This is a genomic window from Escherichia sp. MOD1-EC7003, assembly GCF_002965065.1.
GTDB lineage: Bacteria > Pseudomonadota > Gammaproteobacteria > Enterobacterales > Enterobacteriaceae > Escherichia.
This window is the reverse complement of record NZ_PTRE01000078.1, coordinates 1-15,847: the sequence shown is the minus strand read 5'-3', so window position 1 is coordinate 15,847 and position 15,847 is coordinate 1. Positions and strand designations below refer to the sequence as shown.

Sequence of the window (15,847 nt, the reverse complement as noted above, 5' to 3'; positions counted from 1 at the left end):
CCTATGGCGCTTACAAAAGCTGAAATGTCAGAATATCTGTTTGATAAGCTTGGGCTTAGCAAGCGGGATGCCAAAGAACTGGTTGAACTGTTTTTCGAAGAGATCCGTCGCGCTCTGGAAAACGGCGAACAGGTGAAACTCTCTGGTTTTGGTAACTTCGATCTGCGTGATAAGAATCAACGCCCGGGACGTAACCCGAAAACGGGCGAGGATATTCCCATTACAGCACGGCGCGTGGTGACCTTCAGACCCGGGCAGAAGTTAAAAAGCCGGGTCGAAAACGCCTCGCCCAAAGACGAGTAATCTGATCTAACTAAAAAGGCCGCTCTGCGGCCTTTTTTCTTTTCACTGTCGAAGAGTCACCGTAAAATCAACGCCATGACACTTCAGCAGAACGGATACCATGCTGACTCTTGCCCTCCAACAACAGCGACATAATCTTCGCTGGTTATTATGCCTGTCAGTTTTGCTGCTGCTGGCGCTTCTCTTAAGTCTTTGCGCCGGTGAACAATGGATTTCGCCAGGTGACTGGTTTACACCTCGTGGCGAACTGTTCGTTTGGCAAATTCGCCTGCCACGTACGCTGGCTGTATTACTGGTTGGCGCGGCGCTGGCTATATCCGGCGCAGTAATGCAGGCGTTGTTTGAAAACCCTCTGGCAGAACCTGGACTACTTGGCGTCTCTAATGGCGCAGGCGTGGGGCTTATCGCTGCGGTATTGCTTGGGCAAGGGCAACTCCCCAACTGGGCGCTGGGGCTGTGTGCGATTGCTGGCGCGCTTATCATCACTTTAATACTCTTACGTTTCGCCCGTCGTCATCTTTCAACCAGTCGGTTACTGCTGGCAGGCGTTGCATTAGGGATTATCTGTAGCGCACTAATGACGTGGGCTATCTACTTTTCCACCTCTGTTGATTTACGCCAGCTGATGTACTGGATGATGGGCGGTTTTGGCGGCGTAGACTGGCGGCAAAGCTGGCTGATGCTGGCATTGATCCCCGTGTTGTTGTGGATCTGCTGTCAGGCCAGACCGATGAATATGTTAGCGCTTGGCGAGATATCGGCGCGGCAACTAGGTTTACCCCTGTGGTTCTGGCGCAATGTGCTGGTGGCAGCGACCGGCTGGATGGTCGGCGTTAGTGTCGCGCTGGCAGGGGCTATCGGCTTTATTGGTCTGGTGATCCCACATATTCTCCGGCTGTGTGGCTTAACCGATCATCGCGTATTACTTCCCGGCTGCGCGTTGGCAGGGGCGAGCGCATTGTTGCTGGCCGATATTGTCGCGCGTCTGACATTAGCTGCCGCAGAGCTGCCTATTGGCGTGGTCACCGCAACGTTGGGTGCGCCGGTGTTTATCTGGTTATTGTTAAAAGCAGGACGTTAGCCGCAAAAAGACGGTCTATGATTAAAAGCTAAGATTTTTACTGACCACACCCAGGAGAAATGATGCAAGATTCCATTCTGACGACCGTTGTGAAAGATATTGACGGTGAAGTAACCACGCTGGAGAAGTACGCTGGTAATGTGTTGCTGATTGTCAATGTCGCCTCAAAGTGTGGCTTAACGCCGCAATATGAGCAGTTGGAGAATATTCAGAAGGCCTGGGCCGATCGTGGTTTTGTGGTGCTGGGATTCCCGTGCAACCAGTTTCTGGAGCAAGAACCGGGCAGCGATGAAGAGATTAAAACTTACTGTACCACCACCTGGGGGGTGACGTTCCCGATGTTCAGTAAGATTGAAGTTAATGGCGAAGGGCGTCATCCGCTGTATCAAAAATTGATTGCCGCAGCGCCGACGGCAGTCGCGCCGGAAGAGAGCGGATTCTATGCACGTATGGTCAGCAAAGGTCGTGCACCGCTGTACCCTGATGATATCTTGTGGAATTTTGAGAAATTTTTAGTCGGCAGGGACGGATTGGTCATCCAGCGTTTTTCCCCGGATATGACGCCGGAAGATCCCATTGTGATGGAAAGCATTAAACTGGCGTTGGCGAAATAATGTCTATTGTGATGCAGTTACAGGATGTTGAGGAATCGACCCGCTTGGGGCCGCTTTCTGGCGAGGTCCGGGCAGGGGAGATCCTGCACCTGGTGGGGCCGAACGGCGCGGGTAAGAGTACCTTGCTGGCGCGAATGGCCGGAATGACCAGCGGTAAAGGAAGCATTCAGTTCGCGGGTCAACCACTGGAAGCATGGTCCGCAACAAAACTTGCGCTGCATCGCGCCTATCTTTCACAACAGCAGACGCCGCCGTTTGCAATGCCGGTCTGGCACTACCTGACCCTGCATCAGCACGATAAAACGCGTACCGATCTACTGAATGATGTCGCAGGGGCGCTGGCCCTTGATGACAAACTCGGACGTAGTACCAATCAACTTTCCGGCGGTGAATGGCAACGCGTACGTCTTGCTGCGGTAGTACTGCAAATCACACCACAAGCCAATCCCGCAGGCCAATTACTGCTTCTTGATGAGCCGATGAACAGTCTTGATGTTGCGCAACAAAGTGCATTAGACAAAATTCTGAGTGCGCTGTGTCAGCAAGGACTGGCGATTGTGATGAGCAGTCACGACCTCAACCACACATTGCGTCATGCGCATCGGGCGTGGTTGCTAAAAGGTGGAAAAATGCTGGCCAGTGGCCGCCGGGAAGAGGTGCTCACGCCGCCAAATCTGGCGCAGGCCTATGGGATGAATTTTCGCCGTCTGGATATCGAAGGTCACAGAATGCTGATTTCGACCATCTGATTTCATCAGTATCTTGAAAATCGGGTAATTACGACGCTAAATTAATGCAAGAATAAAAAACAGAGGAACCGTACGGAATGCGTTTCTGCCTTATTTTGATCACAGCATTGTTTCTGGCCGGGTGCAGCCACCATAAAGCACCGCCGCCAAATGCCAGACTTTCTGACTCGATTACCGTTATTGCCGGTTTGAACGACCAGCTACAAAGCTGGCATGGCACGCCGTATCGTTATGGTGGCATGACGCGCCGCGGTGTGGACTGTTCAGGGTTTGTGGTTGTGACGATGCGCGATCGTTTCGACTTGCAGCTGCCCCGTGAAACCAAACAACAGGCCTCTATCGGCACGCAAATTGATAAAGACGAGTTGTTGCCTGGTGACCTGGTTTTTTTCAAAACGGGCTCCGGACAAAATGGGTTACATGTGGGTATTTATGATACCAACAACCAATTTATCCACGCCTCTACCAGCAAGGGCGTGATGCGTTCATCCCTTGATAATGTCTACTGGCAGAAAAATTTCTGGCAGGCGAGACGAATCTAGTATGTTGAAAAATGGACGGTAATGATACATCGCCGTCCATGCTCTCCAGGGATGTCTGTGACCTGCTGTTCCTGTAAATCAGATAACGAGGTTGATTCAGCGATACCCCTCCTGTTTGCTGGTGTTTAAGACGAGAGTAACCGTCTACACTATCAAACAGGAGGATCTATGGCCTTGTCTTTTATTACCCGCTGGCGTGATGAATTGCCAGCAACCTACACAGCACTTTCCCCTACGCCTTTAAAAAATGCCCGGCTGATTTGGCATAATGCCGAACTGGCTAATTCGCTGGGTATTCCATCGTCGCTGTTTAAAAATGGCGCAGGTGTCTGGGGCGGCGAAACCCTACTGCCAGGTATGTCACCACTGGCGCAGGTATACAGCGGTCATCAGTTTGGCGTCTGGGCTGGTCAACTGGGAGATGGGCGCGGCATTTTACTCGGCGAACAACAGCTTGCCGATGGCACTACAATGGACTGGCATCTGAAAGGTGCGGGCTTGACGCCTTATTCGCGAATGGGCGATGGACGGGCGGTTTTACGTTCGACGATACGGGAAAGTCTCGCCAGTGAGGCGATGCATTATCTGGGTATTCCGACGACCCGCGCTTTAAGTATCGTCACCAGCGATTCGCCAGTGTATCGGGAAACGGTAGAGCAAGGCGCGATGCTGATGCGTGTGGCACCGAGTCATCTGCGCTTTGGCCATTTCGAACATTTTTACTATCGCCGCCAGCCGGAAAAGGTTCGTCTGTTAGCTGACTTCGCTATCCGTCATTACTGGTCACATTTTGAAGATGATGAAGACAAATACCGTCTCTGGTTTACCGATGTCGTCGCACGTACCGCGTCGTTAATTGCCCAATGGCAGACGGTTGGCTTTGCTCATGGGGTGATGAATACCGACAACATGTCGCTGCTGGGGCTGACGCTTGATTATGGGCCGTTTGGTTTTCTTGATGATTACGCACCTGGTTTTATTTGTAATCACTCGGATCATCAAGGGCGTTACAGCTTTGATAATCAACCTGCCGTCGCGCTGTGGAATTTACAGCGTCTGGCGCAGACATTGTCGCCATTGATTGCCGTAGATGCACTGAATGAGGCGCTGGACAGCTATCAGCAGATTTTGTTGACGCATTATGGACAACGGATGCGGCAGAAACTGGGTTTCATGACGGAGCAAAAAGAGGATAACGCGCTACTGAATGAATTATTCGGTCTGATGGCGCGAGAGCGCTGCGATTATACCCGCACATTCCGCATGCTGAGTCTGACCGAGCAGCACAGCGCGGCGTCACCGCTACGTGATGAGTTTATTGATCGTGCGGCATTTGATGACTGGTTTGCTCGTTATCGGGTGCGCTTGCAACAAGACGAGGTTACCGATAGTGAGCGTCATCAACTGATGCAGAGTGTTAATCCTGCGCTGGTGTTGCGCAACTGGTTGGCGCAACGGGCGATTGAGGCGGCAGAAAAGGGGGATATGACGGAATTGCACCACCTGCATGAGGCGTTGCGAAATCCTTTCAGCGACAGAGATGATGACTATGCCAGTCGTCCACCTGACTGGGGGAAACGGCTGGAAGTCAGCTGCTCGAGTTAAAAGCTACTTGGTCAACAGCAGCTTGCCAGCCTGAGTTTTACGGAGCAGATATTCTTGCCCATCATGATCGATAATCAGTTTGCCATCCGGACCTAACAGTGTCTGGCTGGTAATTCGCCGAATGGGCTGCGGAGAAGAGGTCTTGTGATTGGCATCCGTTTCAGGAGTGAGTTTCCTGCTATCCGTATAACGCATAAAGATTAATAATAATAGATATAACAATGATTCTTATTATCAACATTATAATGAGCCAGAGCAAGCAGTAATTTGTTGAGAAGACAATAAGTTGCGCTGAAATGCCCATTCCGTCAGGAATGGGCACGCATTCAGAAGCGGGTCTCTACCGCAGAGGCGAGTTTTTCGACCAGGCGCTCGGTATCTTCCCAGCCTAAACACGGGTCGGTAATGGATTGACCGTATGTGAGCGGCTGACCGCCGACGATTTTTTGCGCTCCTTCGCGCAGGAAACTTTCTGCCATAATTCCAGCAATCGCCGTAGAGCCATTGCGGATTTGCTGACAAATATCCTCACAAACTTCTAACTGGCGACGGTGCTGCTTCTGGCAGTTACCGTGGCTGAAATCCACCACCAGATGTTCAGGTAAATCAAACTCGTGCAACGTATCGCAGGCTGCAGCGATATCATCGGCATGGTAATTCGGCTTTTTGCCGCCGCGCATAATAATGTGCCCATACGGATTGCCGCTGGTCTGGTAGATGGTCATCTGACCGTTTTTGTCTGGCGAGAGGAACATATGGCTGGCGCGGGCAGCGCGGATAGCATCCACGGCAATCCGCGTGTTGCCATCGGTACCATTTTTAAAACCTACCGGGCAGGAGAGTGCCGAAGCCATTTCACGGTGAATCTGACTTTCGGTAGTACGTGCGCCAATCGCGCCCCAACTGATTAAATCAGCAATAAACTGACCGGTCACCATATCGAGAAACTCAGTCGCCGTGGGTACGCCCAGTTCATTTACCTGTAAAAGTAATTTTCGCGCCAGCTCCAGACCGTGATTTACCCGATAGCTGCCGTTTAAATCCGGGTCGGAAATTAAACCTTTCCAGCCAACAACGGTACGCGGTTTTTCAAAATAGGTGCGCATTACGATTTCCAGCCTTGAGTGATACTGGGTGCGCAGCGACTGCAGACGGGTGGCGTACTCCATGGCAGCGGTAAGATCGTGGATCGAGCAGGGGCCAATAATGACCAGCAGTCGCTTGTCTTCACCATTCAGTATTTTTTCAATTCTGCGTCGGGAATCGATGACATGGTTGGCAACACCAGGCGTTACGGGATACCGTAGCGCGAGTTCAGCGGGTGTTACCAGACTCTCGATACGCGCGGTACGGAGTTCGTCAGTTCTGTTCATTACAAGTCTCAGAAATTTGTTGCTTCAACGGCAGGACTACCGGGAAGTGATGCGCATCACGATAAACCAATCCCTGCTGATTTCAAGTGCGAGGTGTGTCACACCTCGCCGGGGGGTTAGCATGATAACAAAAGGATAAGCTAATGCACTAGTTATCTAGTACATTCTCCGGCTAAGACCCATGATATCGAGGATCTTGGTGGCAATCTCTTCTACCGAATAATTGGTACTGTTAATCCACGGGATCTGATTTTTACGGTATAACGCTTCCACTTCCGCGACTTCCATCCGGCACTGACGAAGCGAGGCGTAGCGACTGTTCTCCCGACGTTCCTCACGAATCGCCGCCAGACGCTCCGGGTCGATAGTCAGGCCGAACAATTTATGCTGAAGCGGTTTGAGCGAGGCAGGCAGGACCAGGTTGTCCATATCGTCAGCAATAAAAGGGTAGTTTGCCGCGCGGATGCCAAATTGCATTGCCAGATACAGGCTGGTGGGGGTCTTACCGCAGCGAGAGACGCCGAGCAGAATCACCTGTGCCTGATCCAGATTGCGCAACGAAATGCCGTCATCGTGCGCGAGGGTGTAATCAATCGCCGCAATACGTGCATCATATTTATTCAGATTATTGGGATTCAGACCATGGGTACGGTGAGCAATCGGCGTCGGATCCAGTTTCATCTCTTGTTGTAGCGGGGCAACCAGCGCCTGAACAATATCCTGACAAAACCCCTCGCTTTGCAAAATGATGGCGCGAATCTCCGGTAAGACGATGGAGTAGAAAACCAGCGGGCGCACCCCCGTCTGTTGGTAGATGGCGTCGATCTGATCCTTCACCGCCCGTGCACGGCTCTCATTTTCGACAAACGGCAGCGTAATGCTGCTGATAGTAACGGGAAATTGCGACATTACCGCGTGACCTAACACCTCCGCAGTTATTGCCGTACCATCAGAAATATAAAAAACGTGGCGATCAACAGCATTATCCATTTTGTTCTTCCTGTGATGCAGACATAATTCTATGAAAGCATAAATTAAAAAGACACGGAAGCGTAGAGCGTTATGTCTGGTTTATAAAATGAACCTTCAATTTTATTTTTTATGAAAACAGCATTTCATTTTTATGGTTTTGTTTATACCGGTGGTTTATGTGGAAATTGTCGAAGAGAGGGGGATTTGCGCAACGCTGGAATCAGTCTTAAAAAGTAAAAAAATATATTTGCTTGAACGATTCACCGTTTTTTTCATCCGGTTAAATATGCAAAGATAAATGCGCAGAAATGTGTTTCTCAAACCGTTCATTTATCACAAAAGGATTGTTCGATGTCCAACAATGGCTCGTCACCGCTGGTGCTTTGGTATAACCAACTCGGCATGAATGATGTAGACAGGGTTGGGGGCAAAAATGCCTCCCTGGGTGAAATGATTACTAACCTTTCCGGAATGGGTGTTTCCGTTCCGAATGGTTTCGCCACAACCGCCGACGCGTTTAACCAGTTTCTGGACCAAAGCGGCGTAAACCAGCGCATCTATGAACTGCTGGATAAAACGGATATTGACGATGTTACCCAGCTTGCGAAAGCGGGCGCGCAAATCCGCCAGTGGATTATCGACACTCCCTTCCAGCCTGAGCTGGAAAATGCCATCCGCGAAGCCTATGCACAGCTTTCTGCCGATGACGAAAACGCCTCGTTTGCAGTGCGCTCCTCTGCCACCGCAGAAGATATGCCGGACGCTTCTTTTGCCGGTCAGCAGGAAACTTTCCTCAACGTTCAGGGTTTTGACGCCGTTCTCGTGGCAGTGAAACATGTCTTTGCTTCTCTGTTTAACGATCGTGCCATCTCATATCGTGTGCATCAGGGTTACGATCACCGTGGTGTGGCGCTCTCTGCCGGTGTTCAGCGGATGGTGCGTTCCGACCTCGCATCTTCTGGCGTGATGTTCTCCATTGATACCGAATCCGGTTTCGACCAGGTGGTGTTTATCACTTCCGCATGGGGCCTCGGTGAAATGGTGGTACAGGGGGCGGTTAACCCGGATGAGTTTTACGTGCATAAACCGACACTGGCAGCGAATCGCCCGGCTATCGTGCGCCGCACCATGGGATCGAAAAAAATCCGCATGGTCTACGCGCCGACCCAGGAGCACGGCAAGCAGGTTAAAATTGAAGACGTACCGCAGGAACAGCGTGACATCTTCTCGCTGACCAACGAAGAAGTGCAGGAACTGGCAAAACAGGCCGTACAAATTGAGAAACACTACGGCCGCCCGATGGATATTGAGTGGGCGAAAGATGGCCACACTGGCAAACTATTCATTGTGCAGGCGCGACCGGAAACCGTGCGTTCACGCGGTCAGGTCATGGAGCGTTATACGCTGCATTCACAGGGTAAGATAATCGCCGAAGGCCGTGCTATCGGTCATCGCATCGGCGCGGGGCCGGTAAAAGTCATCCATGACATCAGCGAAATGAACCGCATCGAACCTGGCGACGTGCTGGTTACTGACATGACCGACCCGGACTGGGAACCGATCATGAAGAAAGCATCTGCCATCGTCACCAACCGTGGCGGTCGTACCTGTCACGCGGCGATCATCGCTCGTGAACTTGGCATTCCGGCGGTAGTGGGCTGTGGTGATGCAACAGAACGGATGAAAGATGGTGAGAGCGTCACTGTTTCTTGTGCCGAAGGGGATACCGGTTACGTCTATGCTGAGTTGCTGGAATTTAGCGTGAAAAGCTCCAGCGTAGAAACGATGCCGGATCTGCCGTTGAAAGTGATGATGAACGTCGGGAACCCGGACCGTGCTTTCGACTTCGCCTGTTTGCCGAACGAAGGCGTGGGCCTTGCGCGTCTGGAATTTATCATCAACCGTATGATTGGCGTCCACCCACGCGCACTGCTTGAGTTTGACGATCAAGAACCGCAGTTGCAAAACGAAATCCGCGAGATGATGAAAGGTTTTGATTCACCGCGTGAGTTCTACGTTGGTCGTCTGACCGAAGGGATCGCGACGCTGGGTGCCGCGTTTTATCCGAAGCGCGTCATTGTACGTCTCTCTGACTTTAAATCGAATGAATACGCTAACCTGGTAGGCGGTGAGCGTTACGAGCCAGAGGAAGAGAACCCCATGCTCGGCTTCCGTGGTGCGGGCCGCTATGTTTCCGACAGCTTCCGCGACTGCTTCGCGCTGGAGTGTGAAGCTGTGAAACGTGTGCGCAACGACATGGGACTGACCAACGTTGAGATCATGATCCCGTTCGTGCGTACCGTAGATCAGGCGAAAGCGGTGGTTGAAGAACTGGCGCGCCAGGGGCTGAAACGTGGCGAGAACGGGCTGAAGATTATCATGATGTGTGAAATTCCGTCCAACGCCTTGCTGGCAGAACAGTTCCTCGAATATTTCGACGGCTTCTCAATTGGCTCAAACGACATGACGCAGCTGGCGCTCGGTCTGGACCGCGACTCCGGCGTGGTGTCTGAACTGTTCGATGAGCGCAACGATGCGGTGAAAGCACTGCTGTCGATGGCGATTCGTGCCGCGAAGAAACAAGGCAAATATGTTGGCATTTGCGGTCAGGGGCCATCTGACCACGAAGACTTTGCCGCATGGTTGATGGAAGAGGGGATCGATAGTCTGTCTCTGAACCCGGATACCGTGGTACAAACATGGTTAAGCCTGGCTGAACTGAAGAAATAAAATAAATCCCCGGCGGCGTTTTGTCGCCGGGTCCATTTCTATCCCCCTACCTTTTAACAAACTACTTCCGGCAAATGCGCTTGTGCAATGCCGTACTCAACTGTAAAAAATCTTCCGGGCATCATCTGAATAATTGGCTGGTCTTTTTTCTGATTTTAATTTGTTTGCGAGTCTCTCCACAGATTAATTCCCGATACCGTTTTTTCTCAAAGTCGAATGTGATCACTCGTCAATTTCCTTAAGCATATGCGTAATTTTTTCGTCCAGAGTTCGTTGGATTGCACGAAGTCACTGGTGAGTCCCGTTTTTATACTGTCTTCAACCACAGCATAAAAAAGGATATGACCATGAAAAATTACCGCACCGTTATTCAGACATAAGCGCAGATTATGTAATTCAGACAATTTATTCGAACTAAAACCGATTTTCTGATTTGTCTGGCTGTACAGAAAACAGGAACCACTCTCTCCGCAAGCGGTGAGAAACAGCTACAGGGATTGCATATGAGTTGCTATTTGAAAGTCCTGATTTGTGCGATTGTTGCACTCGCTATTTGGTTTTTCCCCGTTCCCGAAGGATTAACACCTTTAACCTGGCATATTCTGGCTATATTCATCACCACTGTGGTGGCGTTTATTCTGCAACCTTTGCCAGTAGGCGCTATTGCGTTAATAGCCATTAGTTTCATTATGCTTACCGGTATGATGAAAACCAGCGAAGCCTTAAAAGGTTTCAGCAGCACCACGGTATGGCTTATTGTCGCCGCATTCCTTTATGCGAAAGGATTCATCAAAACGGGGTTGGGGCGGCGTATCGCCTATTTGCTGATTCGCGGATTTGGCGGCAGCTCGTTGCGTCTGGGTTATACATTGGCGCTAAGTGATATGATTATCGCGCCCGCCACGCCATCAAACACGGCGCGAGCAGGGGGGATTTTGTTCCCGATTGTTCGCAGTGTCTCTAACAGCTTTGGGTCTGAACCGGATCAAGGGCCGCGTAAAATTGGCGCTTATCTGATGCAGACGGTGTTCCATTCCAACTGTCTCTCCTCCTCGATGTTTATGACGGCCAGCGCACCTAATGCACTGATTGTGTCTCTGGCGGCCAGCACCTTATTTGTCGATATCTCATGGGGAATGTGGACGCTAAGTGCGCTGGTGCCGGGGATTATTGCTTTTATCACCATGCCGTTGGTCATTTACAAACTCTACCCGCCAGAGATTAAAAAGACGCCAGAAGCCAAAGCGTTGGCACAGGAAGAACTTGTCAAAATGGGACCGGTAACCCGTGATGAGCTCGTGACGATTGGTATTTTCCTGCTTTCATTGTTGGCCTGGAGTACCTCGAAATGGACTGGGCTGGATGCAACGGCTGTTGCGCTTTCCGGCGTCTGTTTAATGCTGATGACCCGAATTATCACCTGGCAAGATGTGCAGTCAGAGAAGGGGGCCTGGGACATTCTGGTCTGGCTGGGCGTCATGATCTGTATGGCAGATAAGCTCAATCAGCTTGGCCTGTTCAAATGGTTTGCTGTCACAACGTCAGCTCTGTTCACTGGCATTCCGTGGGAGATCACTCTAACGGTACTGCTGATAGTTTACTGCTATTCCCACTATTTCTTTGCCGGAAGTACGCCGCATGTGGTGGCAATGTATGCCGCTTTTGGTGGAGTCTCTGTTGCTGCTGGCGCACCGCCGATGATGGCGGCTCTGTCACTGGCGTTCGTCACTAACCTGATGAGCGGCATTTCGCATTATGGCAACGGACCCGCAGTGATCTATTACGGCGCAGGCTATGTCTCGCAACGAGAATGGTGGCGGCTGGGCTTTATCGTCATGTTGTTGAACATTGTCATCTGGTTCGGACTGGGGGCGGTGTGGTGGAAAATTCTTGGCCTGTGGTAAGTGGCCTGCGGCAAACATCAATCAAGGAATAATGTATGAACTTAAAAGATATTCAGGTGGCGATCGTCGGCAAACTAAGTGACCGCTTAATGGCTAAAGTTGAATCTACCTTCACCGCATATCGCTTGTGGGAACTGACCGACGCAGACGCTTTTTACACGCAAATCGCGCCGAATATTCAGGCGCTGGTGACCAGTGGTAATCCGGTAATGGGGGCTTCCCGGGCGCTAATTGAAAAATTTCCGAATCTGAAGATTATTGCCAGCAACGGTGTGGGTTATGACCCTATTGATATTGTGGCAGCCAGGGAGCATGGCGTTATCGTCACCAACACGCCTGGCGTACTTAACGACTGTGTTGCTGACATTGGTATGGCGTTACTGCTCAACGTTGCCCGACGCATCAACATTGCCGATCGCTATGTCCGAGACGGCCGTTGGCCAAATGAAGGGCGTTTCCCGATGGCGACGAAAGTGAGTGGTAAACGTTGCGGGATTGTTGGTCTGGGGAACATTGGTAATGCGGTTGCCCGCCGTGCAGCAGCATTTGAAATGGAAATTCATTATTTCGACCCAAAACCACATAACAAACCTGAATGGACGGCGCATGATTCGCTGGTTTCGTTGGCACAAGCGGTTGATTTCCTCGTTCTGACGCTGCCAGGTGGTGCGAGTACACGAGGTGTTATAGACAAATCTGTTCTGCAGGCATTAGGTAAATCCGGGCATTTGATCAGTATTTCCCGAGGTTCAGTGGTGAACGAAACCGATCTGATTGATGCTTTGCAAAATAACATTATTGCAGGGGCAGCACTGGACGTGTATGCCAACGAACCACATGTGCCTGAGCAATTATTGACCCTGGACAATGTTGTCCTTACGCCACATATCGCGAGCGGAACGAGCGAAACATTTAATGCGATGGCAGATTTGGTTTTTGATAACTTACAGGCTTTCTTTAGCGGACAGCCAGTGATTACCCCTGTTACTCAATAAGGCGGAAAATATGATTTATGGCGATATTGCATATCTTAGTGAACAACAAAAGCGGGCATTTCATCCTGTCATTGCTCGTGTCATTGAGTATCTTTCACAACATGATCTGAATAGTGCTCCTGTGGGGGAGAAGGTTTTTATTCAGGATGACTCAATATTTTATACCGTGGTCGAACCGATGACCAAACCGTTGAATGAATGCCGCCCGGAAGTCCATCGTAAATATCTCGATGTTCATTTCTTGATTGCCGGAGAAGAACGGATTTGTGTGGATTTTGATGATGGAAAAAATTCGGTTGTAGAAAGCCACCTGGGCGACCGCGATGTTATTTTTTACGCCGATGAGCGTATTAATGATCGAGTCATCACGCTGACACCAGGACAGTTTGTGGTGGTCTTCCCGGAAGAGGTACATCGGGCATGTTATAAAGTCGATAACGTGGAAAAAATCAAAAAAACAGTCGTGAAAATCGACATGAGTTTATTATAGGCAGAGCGGGTTATGACAAAAATTGCCCTGGTGACGGGGGGAAGTAAAGGCATCGGCTACGCAGCAGCAAAGGCACTCTATGACATTGGATATACGGTTATTGTTGCTGCACGTAACGAAGAAACCTTACAGCAATGTGCACAAGGATTAGCCGAAGAACGGTTTGTTCCTCTGGTTGCCGATGTCACGGATGAGTCCGCTGTCGTTGCGCTATTTGCCGAGATTAAGGCGCGTTTTGGTCGACTGGATCTCTTGTTCAATAATGCGGGTAATAATAGCCCGGCTAAAAGTATTGAAGAGATTGAGTTTGCTGAGTGGACTCGCGTGTTTAACGCCAATATTCACTCGACATTTTTGTGTTCGAAAGAGGCGATTAAAATTATGAAAGCGCAGCAGCCAATGGGAGGACGTATTATTAACAATGCGTCGATTTCTGCATTGACACCGCGCCTTTATACGGCACCATACACAGCATCGAAACATGCCGTTACTGGATTGACTAAGGCAATATCACTGGATTGTCGTAAATTTAATATTGCTTGTGGGCAAATTAATATCGGCAATGCTGAAACAACATTATCAAACCGGATGCGGAAGGGCGTTTATCAGGCAGATGGCGCTATTAAAGCGGAAGATATGATGAATGTTGCAGATGTTGCAGCAGCCATTCAGATGATGGCCCAGTTGCCCATTACGACGAATGTTCTGGAAATAACGATTATGGCAAATAATATGCCGTATGTCGGACGTGGTTAGTCGAAGCTGAGAACAGCGCCTCTTTTCTGAGGTGCTGTTCTTTTTATGGCTTACACCTCGACGCATGTTTTTACCAGACGTTGGATAATATCTTTCCTTAACAAAAACTTTTGTATTTTACCTGAAGCTGTGCGCGGTAATTTCTCTGTTAGCACGATATATTCAGGATATTTATATTTTGCTACCCGTTTACGGCTAAAAAAAGCGACTACATCTTCCAGTGATAATGAATGATGCGGCGCTTTCAGCACGACATAAGCGCATGAACGTTCACCTAAACGTTCATCGGGCATCGCAACCACACAGGCATCATGAATTTTAGGATGCTGCAATAAAATATCTTCCACTTCACGGCTGCTAATATTTTCCCCGCCGCGGACAATAATATCTTTCTTGCGCCCGGTTATTTTTATATAGCCAGCCTCATCCATACGGCAGAGATCGCCGCTGTAATACCAGCCTTCTTCATCCAGCGCAAGGGCGGTTAATTCAGGTTCATCAAAATACCCCATAAACACATTGGGACCACGCGAGACTTCTTCACCTTCGTAACCTGGCGGTAAGGTCTTGCGTGCGTCATCGACCACTTTAATCTCTACGCCCGCGGCAGCGTAACCATCGGTGTGCATAAAGCGCGACAAAGGATCGTCGAGATTCACCACCGCGTGCGGCGAGCTTTCTGTGGAACCATAAACGCTTAATAATTTAATGCCGCGCTGCAGGCATTCACGCGCCACTTTTTTAGGGATTGTGGTACCGCCGCAAAGAAAGAAACGCAGTGCTGAAAGATCGGCAGGCTGTTTCTCAAGTAAATTTAAAAGATCATAGACAAACGGCGTTGCGCCGAGCATGCAGGTACACCGCTGCTGCTCAAGTAGCAAAAGACAGGCTTCCGGGGTGAAAATATCTAACAACACGCTGCGAGCACCAATCAAAAATGGTGCTGTTACGCCATGCAGAAACCCTGTTGCGTGACCAAGTGGCGCAGGCATCATAAAGACATCCTGCCAGGTCAGGTTTAGCCGCGCACAATAAGCCCGCTCACTGGCGAGAATATTGTTATGCGTTAGCATCACGCCCTTTGGCAGACCCTCGGTTCCGGAGGTAAACAGCACTGCTGCTAATTCATCGCCGTGGGTCGTTATCGCCGTGGTCAGTGGGGTATTGTCGGCAATAATCTGACTTAACGAGAGGGAAGAGGTGGCAGGGGCCAGTTTGTCCACGCCAACAATTTGTTGTAGTCGTGGAAGCTGATTTTGCAGCGGCAGGATTAAATCTACCGGACGCGATTGTTTAAACAGCGTCGGTGCAAAGAACATTTTTGCCTGACATTTATTGAGCACCCATACCAGTTCTGCTTCCCGCCAGGAAGGCAACAGCGGCACGGAAACTGCACCGGTTTTCAGGCAGGCAAGATAGATAACGGTAAATTCACACCAACCAGGCAGTTGAAATGCGATGCGATCGCCTGACTCAATACCCTTCGCCAGCATCCAGTTTGCCAGACAGCTTGCGGCGTGATCGAGCTCGCTATAGGTGTACTGACGCATCGCCCCATAACCCTTGCTGACGATACGCCGCACGACGTTGTTCATTAAACGTTAATGTCACTTTCATTTTGGACTCTCGAAACAGAACATCAGGCCCGAGATGCGGGCCTGTGAGATGCATGATTGTAAGCGGCTCGTCAGAACCGTATTGATATTTACTGAGAGCTCAGATCAACTTTCCAG

Annotated in this window: 14 protein-coding genes and 1 pseudogene; 11 read left to right on the top strand and 4 right to left on the bottom strand. The window is 50.2% G+C overall.

What is annotated here, in order from left to right; genetic code table 11:
- The first annotated feature begins 3 nt into the window (after positions 1–3).
- The 6 genes from ihfA to selO all read left to right on the top strand — a co-directional run bounded on the left by ihfA (position 4) and on the right by selO (position 4,894).
- Positions 4–303 (top strand): integration host factor subunit alpha, encoded by a 300-nt coding sequence (gene ihfA / locus A7090_RS14335; protein ID WP_001229265.1) that lies wholly within the window; start codon positions 4–6, stop codon positions 301–303.
- Between the two features lie 100 nt (positions 304–403).
- The gene (btuC, locus tag A7090_RS14330) at positions 404–1,384 is read left to right on the top strand and encodes a vitamin B12 ABC transporter permease BtuC (protein ID WP_105274528.1); all 981 of its coding nucleotides are present in this window, start codon (positions 404–406) and stop codon (positions 1,382–1,384) included.
- 62 nt (positions 1,385–1,446) lie between these two features.
- On the top strand, positions 1,447–1,998 hold the full coding sequence (gene btuE / locus A7090_RS14325) for a bifunctional thioredoxin/glutathione peroxidase (RefSeq protein WP_001154187.1): 552 nt from the start codon (positions 1,447–1,449) through the stop codon (positions 1,996–1,998).
- Positions 1,998–2,747 (top strand): vitamin B12 ABC transporter ATP-binding protein BtuD, encoded by a 750-nt coding sequence (gene btuD / locus A7090_RS14320; protein WP_105274527.1) that lies wholly within the window; start codon positions 1,998–2,000, stop codon positions 2,745–2,747. Before btuE ends, btuD begins: the two co-directional genes overlap by 1 nt.
- Positions 2,748–2,824: 77 nt before the next feature.
- Positions 2,825–3,289, top strand: coding sequence for a C40 family peptidase (locus tag A7090_RS14315; RefSeq protein ID WP_001209785.1), 465 nt, complete (start codon positions 2,825–2,827; stop codon positions 3,287–3,289).
- Positions 3,290–3,457: 168 nt separating this feature from the next.
- Positions 3,458–4,894 carry a protein adenylyltransferase SelO gene (selO, locus tag A7090_RS14305; protein WP_105274526.1) on the top strand — a complete coding sequence of 479 codons (1,437 nt, stop codon included), beginning with the start codon at positions 3,458–3,460 and terminating at the stop codon, positions 4,892–4,894.
- 3 nt (positions 4,895–4,897) lie between these two features.
- Here the strand turns inward: selO and hemP are convergent, their stop codons facing one another.
- The 3 genes from hemP to ppsR form a co-directional block, all read right to left on the bottom strand.
- The gene (hemP, locus tag A7090_RS14300; RefSeq protein ID WP_105274525.1) at positions 4,898–5,089 is read right to left on the bottom strand and encodes a hemin uptake protein HemP; all 192 of its coding nucleotides are present in this window, start codon (positions 5,087–5,089) and stop codon (positions 4,898–4,900) included.
- 131 nt (positions 5,090–5,220) lie between these two features.
- Positions 5,221–6,267 carry a 3-deoxy-7-phosphoheptulonate synthase AroH gene (gene aroH / locus A7090_RS14295; protein WP_105274524.1) on the bottom strand — a complete coding sequence of 349 codons (1,047 nt, stop codon included), beginning with the start codon at positions 6,265–6,267 and terminating at the stop codon, positions 5,221–5,223.
- Between the two features lie 156 nt (positions 6,268–6,423).
- Positions 6,424–7,257: a posphoenolpyruvate synthetase regulatory kinase/phosphorylase PpsR gene (gene ppsR / locus A7090_RS14290; protein WP_000368056.1), complete on the bottom strand. Its 834-nt coding sequence runs from the start codon at positions 7,255–7,257 to the stop codon at positions 6,424–6,426.
- Between the two features lie 333 nt (positions 7,258–7,590).
- Here ppsR and ppsA point away from each other — a divergent pair, with 333 nt between their 5' ends.
- The 5 genes from ppsA to A7090_RS14260 all read left to right on the top strand — a co-directional run bounded on the left by ppsA (position 7,591) and on the right by A7090_RS14260 (position 14,114).
- On the top strand, positions 7,591–9,969 hold the full coding sequence (ppsA, locus tag A7090_RS14280) for a phosphoenolpyruvate synthase (RefSeq protein ID WP_105274523.1): 2,379 nt from the start codon (positions 7,591–7,593) through the stop codon (positions 9,967–9,969).
- A gap of 503 nt (positions 9,970–10,472) precedes the next feature.
- On the top strand, positions 10,473–11,873 hold the full coding sequence (locus A7090_RS14275; protein WP_105274522.1) for an anion permease: 1,401 nt from the start codon (positions 10,473–10,475) through the stop codon (positions 11,871–11,873).
- 35 nt (positions 11,874–11,908) lie between these two features.
- Entirely contained in the window at positions 11,909–12,868 is a 960-nt protein-coding gene (locus A7090_RS14270; protein WP_105274521.1) for a 2-hydroxyacid dehydrogenase, read from the top strand.
- Positions 12,869–12,878: 10 nt separating this feature from the next.
- Positions 12,879–13,358: a YhcH/YjgK/YiaL family protein gene (locus A7090_RS14265; RefSeq protein WP_105274520.1), complete on the top strand. Its 480-nt coding sequence runs from the start codon at positions 12,879–12,881 to the stop codon at positions 13,356–13,358.
- 12 nt (positions 13,359–13,370) lie between these two features.
- Positions 13,371–14,114 (top strand): SDR family oxidoreductase, encoded by a 744-nt coding sequence (locus tag A7090_RS14260; RefSeq protein ID WP_105274519.1) that lies wholly within the window; start codon positions 13,371–13,373, stop codon positions 14,112–14,114.
- Positions 14,115–14,164: 50 nt separating this feature from the next.
- On the opposite strand, the pseudogene fadK reads toward A7090_RS14260, so the two are convergent.
- Positions 14,165–15,731, bottom strand: a pseudogene (gene fadK, locus A7090_RS14255) (medium-chain fatty-acid--CoA ligase).
- Between the last annotated feature and the right edge of the window lie 116 nt (positions 15,732–15,847).

What these genes read in the sequence shown, in the direction of transcription:
- A7090_RS14270 (WP_105274521.1), top strand. Translation starts at nt 11,909, where the DNA reads ATGAACTTAAAAGATATTCAGGTGGCGATCGTCGGCAAACTAAGTGAC.
- btuE (WP_001154187.1), top strand. Translation starts at nt 1,447, where the DNA reads ATGCAAGATTCCATTCTGACGACCGTTGTGAAAGATATTGACGGTGAA.
- A7090_RS14260 (WP_105274519.1), top strand. Translation starts at nt 13,371, where the DNA reads ATGACAAAAATTGCCCTGGTGACGGGGGGAAGTAAAGGCATCGGCTAC.
- A7090_RS14275 (WP_105274522.1), top strand. Translation starts at nt 10,473, where the DNA reads ATGAGTTGCTATTTGAAAGTCCTGATTTGTGCGATTGTTGCACTCGCT.
- aroH (WP_105274524.1), bottom strand. Translation starts at nt 6,267, where the DNA reads ATGAACAGAACTGACGAACTCCGTACCGCGCGTATCGAGAGTCTGGTA.
- btuC (WP_105274528.1), top strand. Translation starts at nt 404, where the DNA reads ATGCTGACTCTTGCCCTCCAACAACAGCGACATAATCTTCGCTGGTTA.
- selO (WP_105274526.1), top strand. Translation starts at nt 3,458, where the DNA reads ATGGCCTTGTCTTTTATTACCCGCTGGCGTGATGAATTGCCAGCAACC.
- A7090_RS14265 (WP_105274520.1), top strand. Translation starts at nt 12,879, where the DNA reads ATGATTTATGGCGATATTGCATATCTTAGTGAACAACAAAAGCGGGCA.
- hemP (WP_105274525.1), bottom strand. Translation starts at nt 5,089, where the DNA reads ATGCGTTATACGGATAGCAGGAAACTCACTCCTGAAACGGATGCCAAT.
- ppsR (WP_000368056.1), bottom strand. Translation starts at nt 7,257, where the DNA reads ATGGATAATGCTGTTGATCGCCACGTTTTTTATATTTCTGATGGTACG.
- ppsA (WP_105274523.1), top strand. Translation starts at nt 7,591, where the DNA reads ATGTCCAACAATGGCTCGTCACCGCTGGTGCTTTGGTATAACCAACTC.
- btuD (WP_105274527.1), top strand. Translation starts at nt 1,998, where the DNA reads ATGTCTATTGTGATGCAGTTACAGGATGTTGAGGAATCGACCCGCTTG.
- A7090_RS14315 (WP_001209785.1), top strand. Translation starts at nt 2,825, where the DNA reads ATGCGTTTCTGCCTTATTTTGATCACAGCATTGTTTCTGGCCGGGTGC.
- ihfA (WP_001229265.1), top strand. Translation starts at nt 4, where the DNA reads ATGGCGCTTACAAAAGCTGAAATGTCAGAATATCTGTTTGATAAGCTT.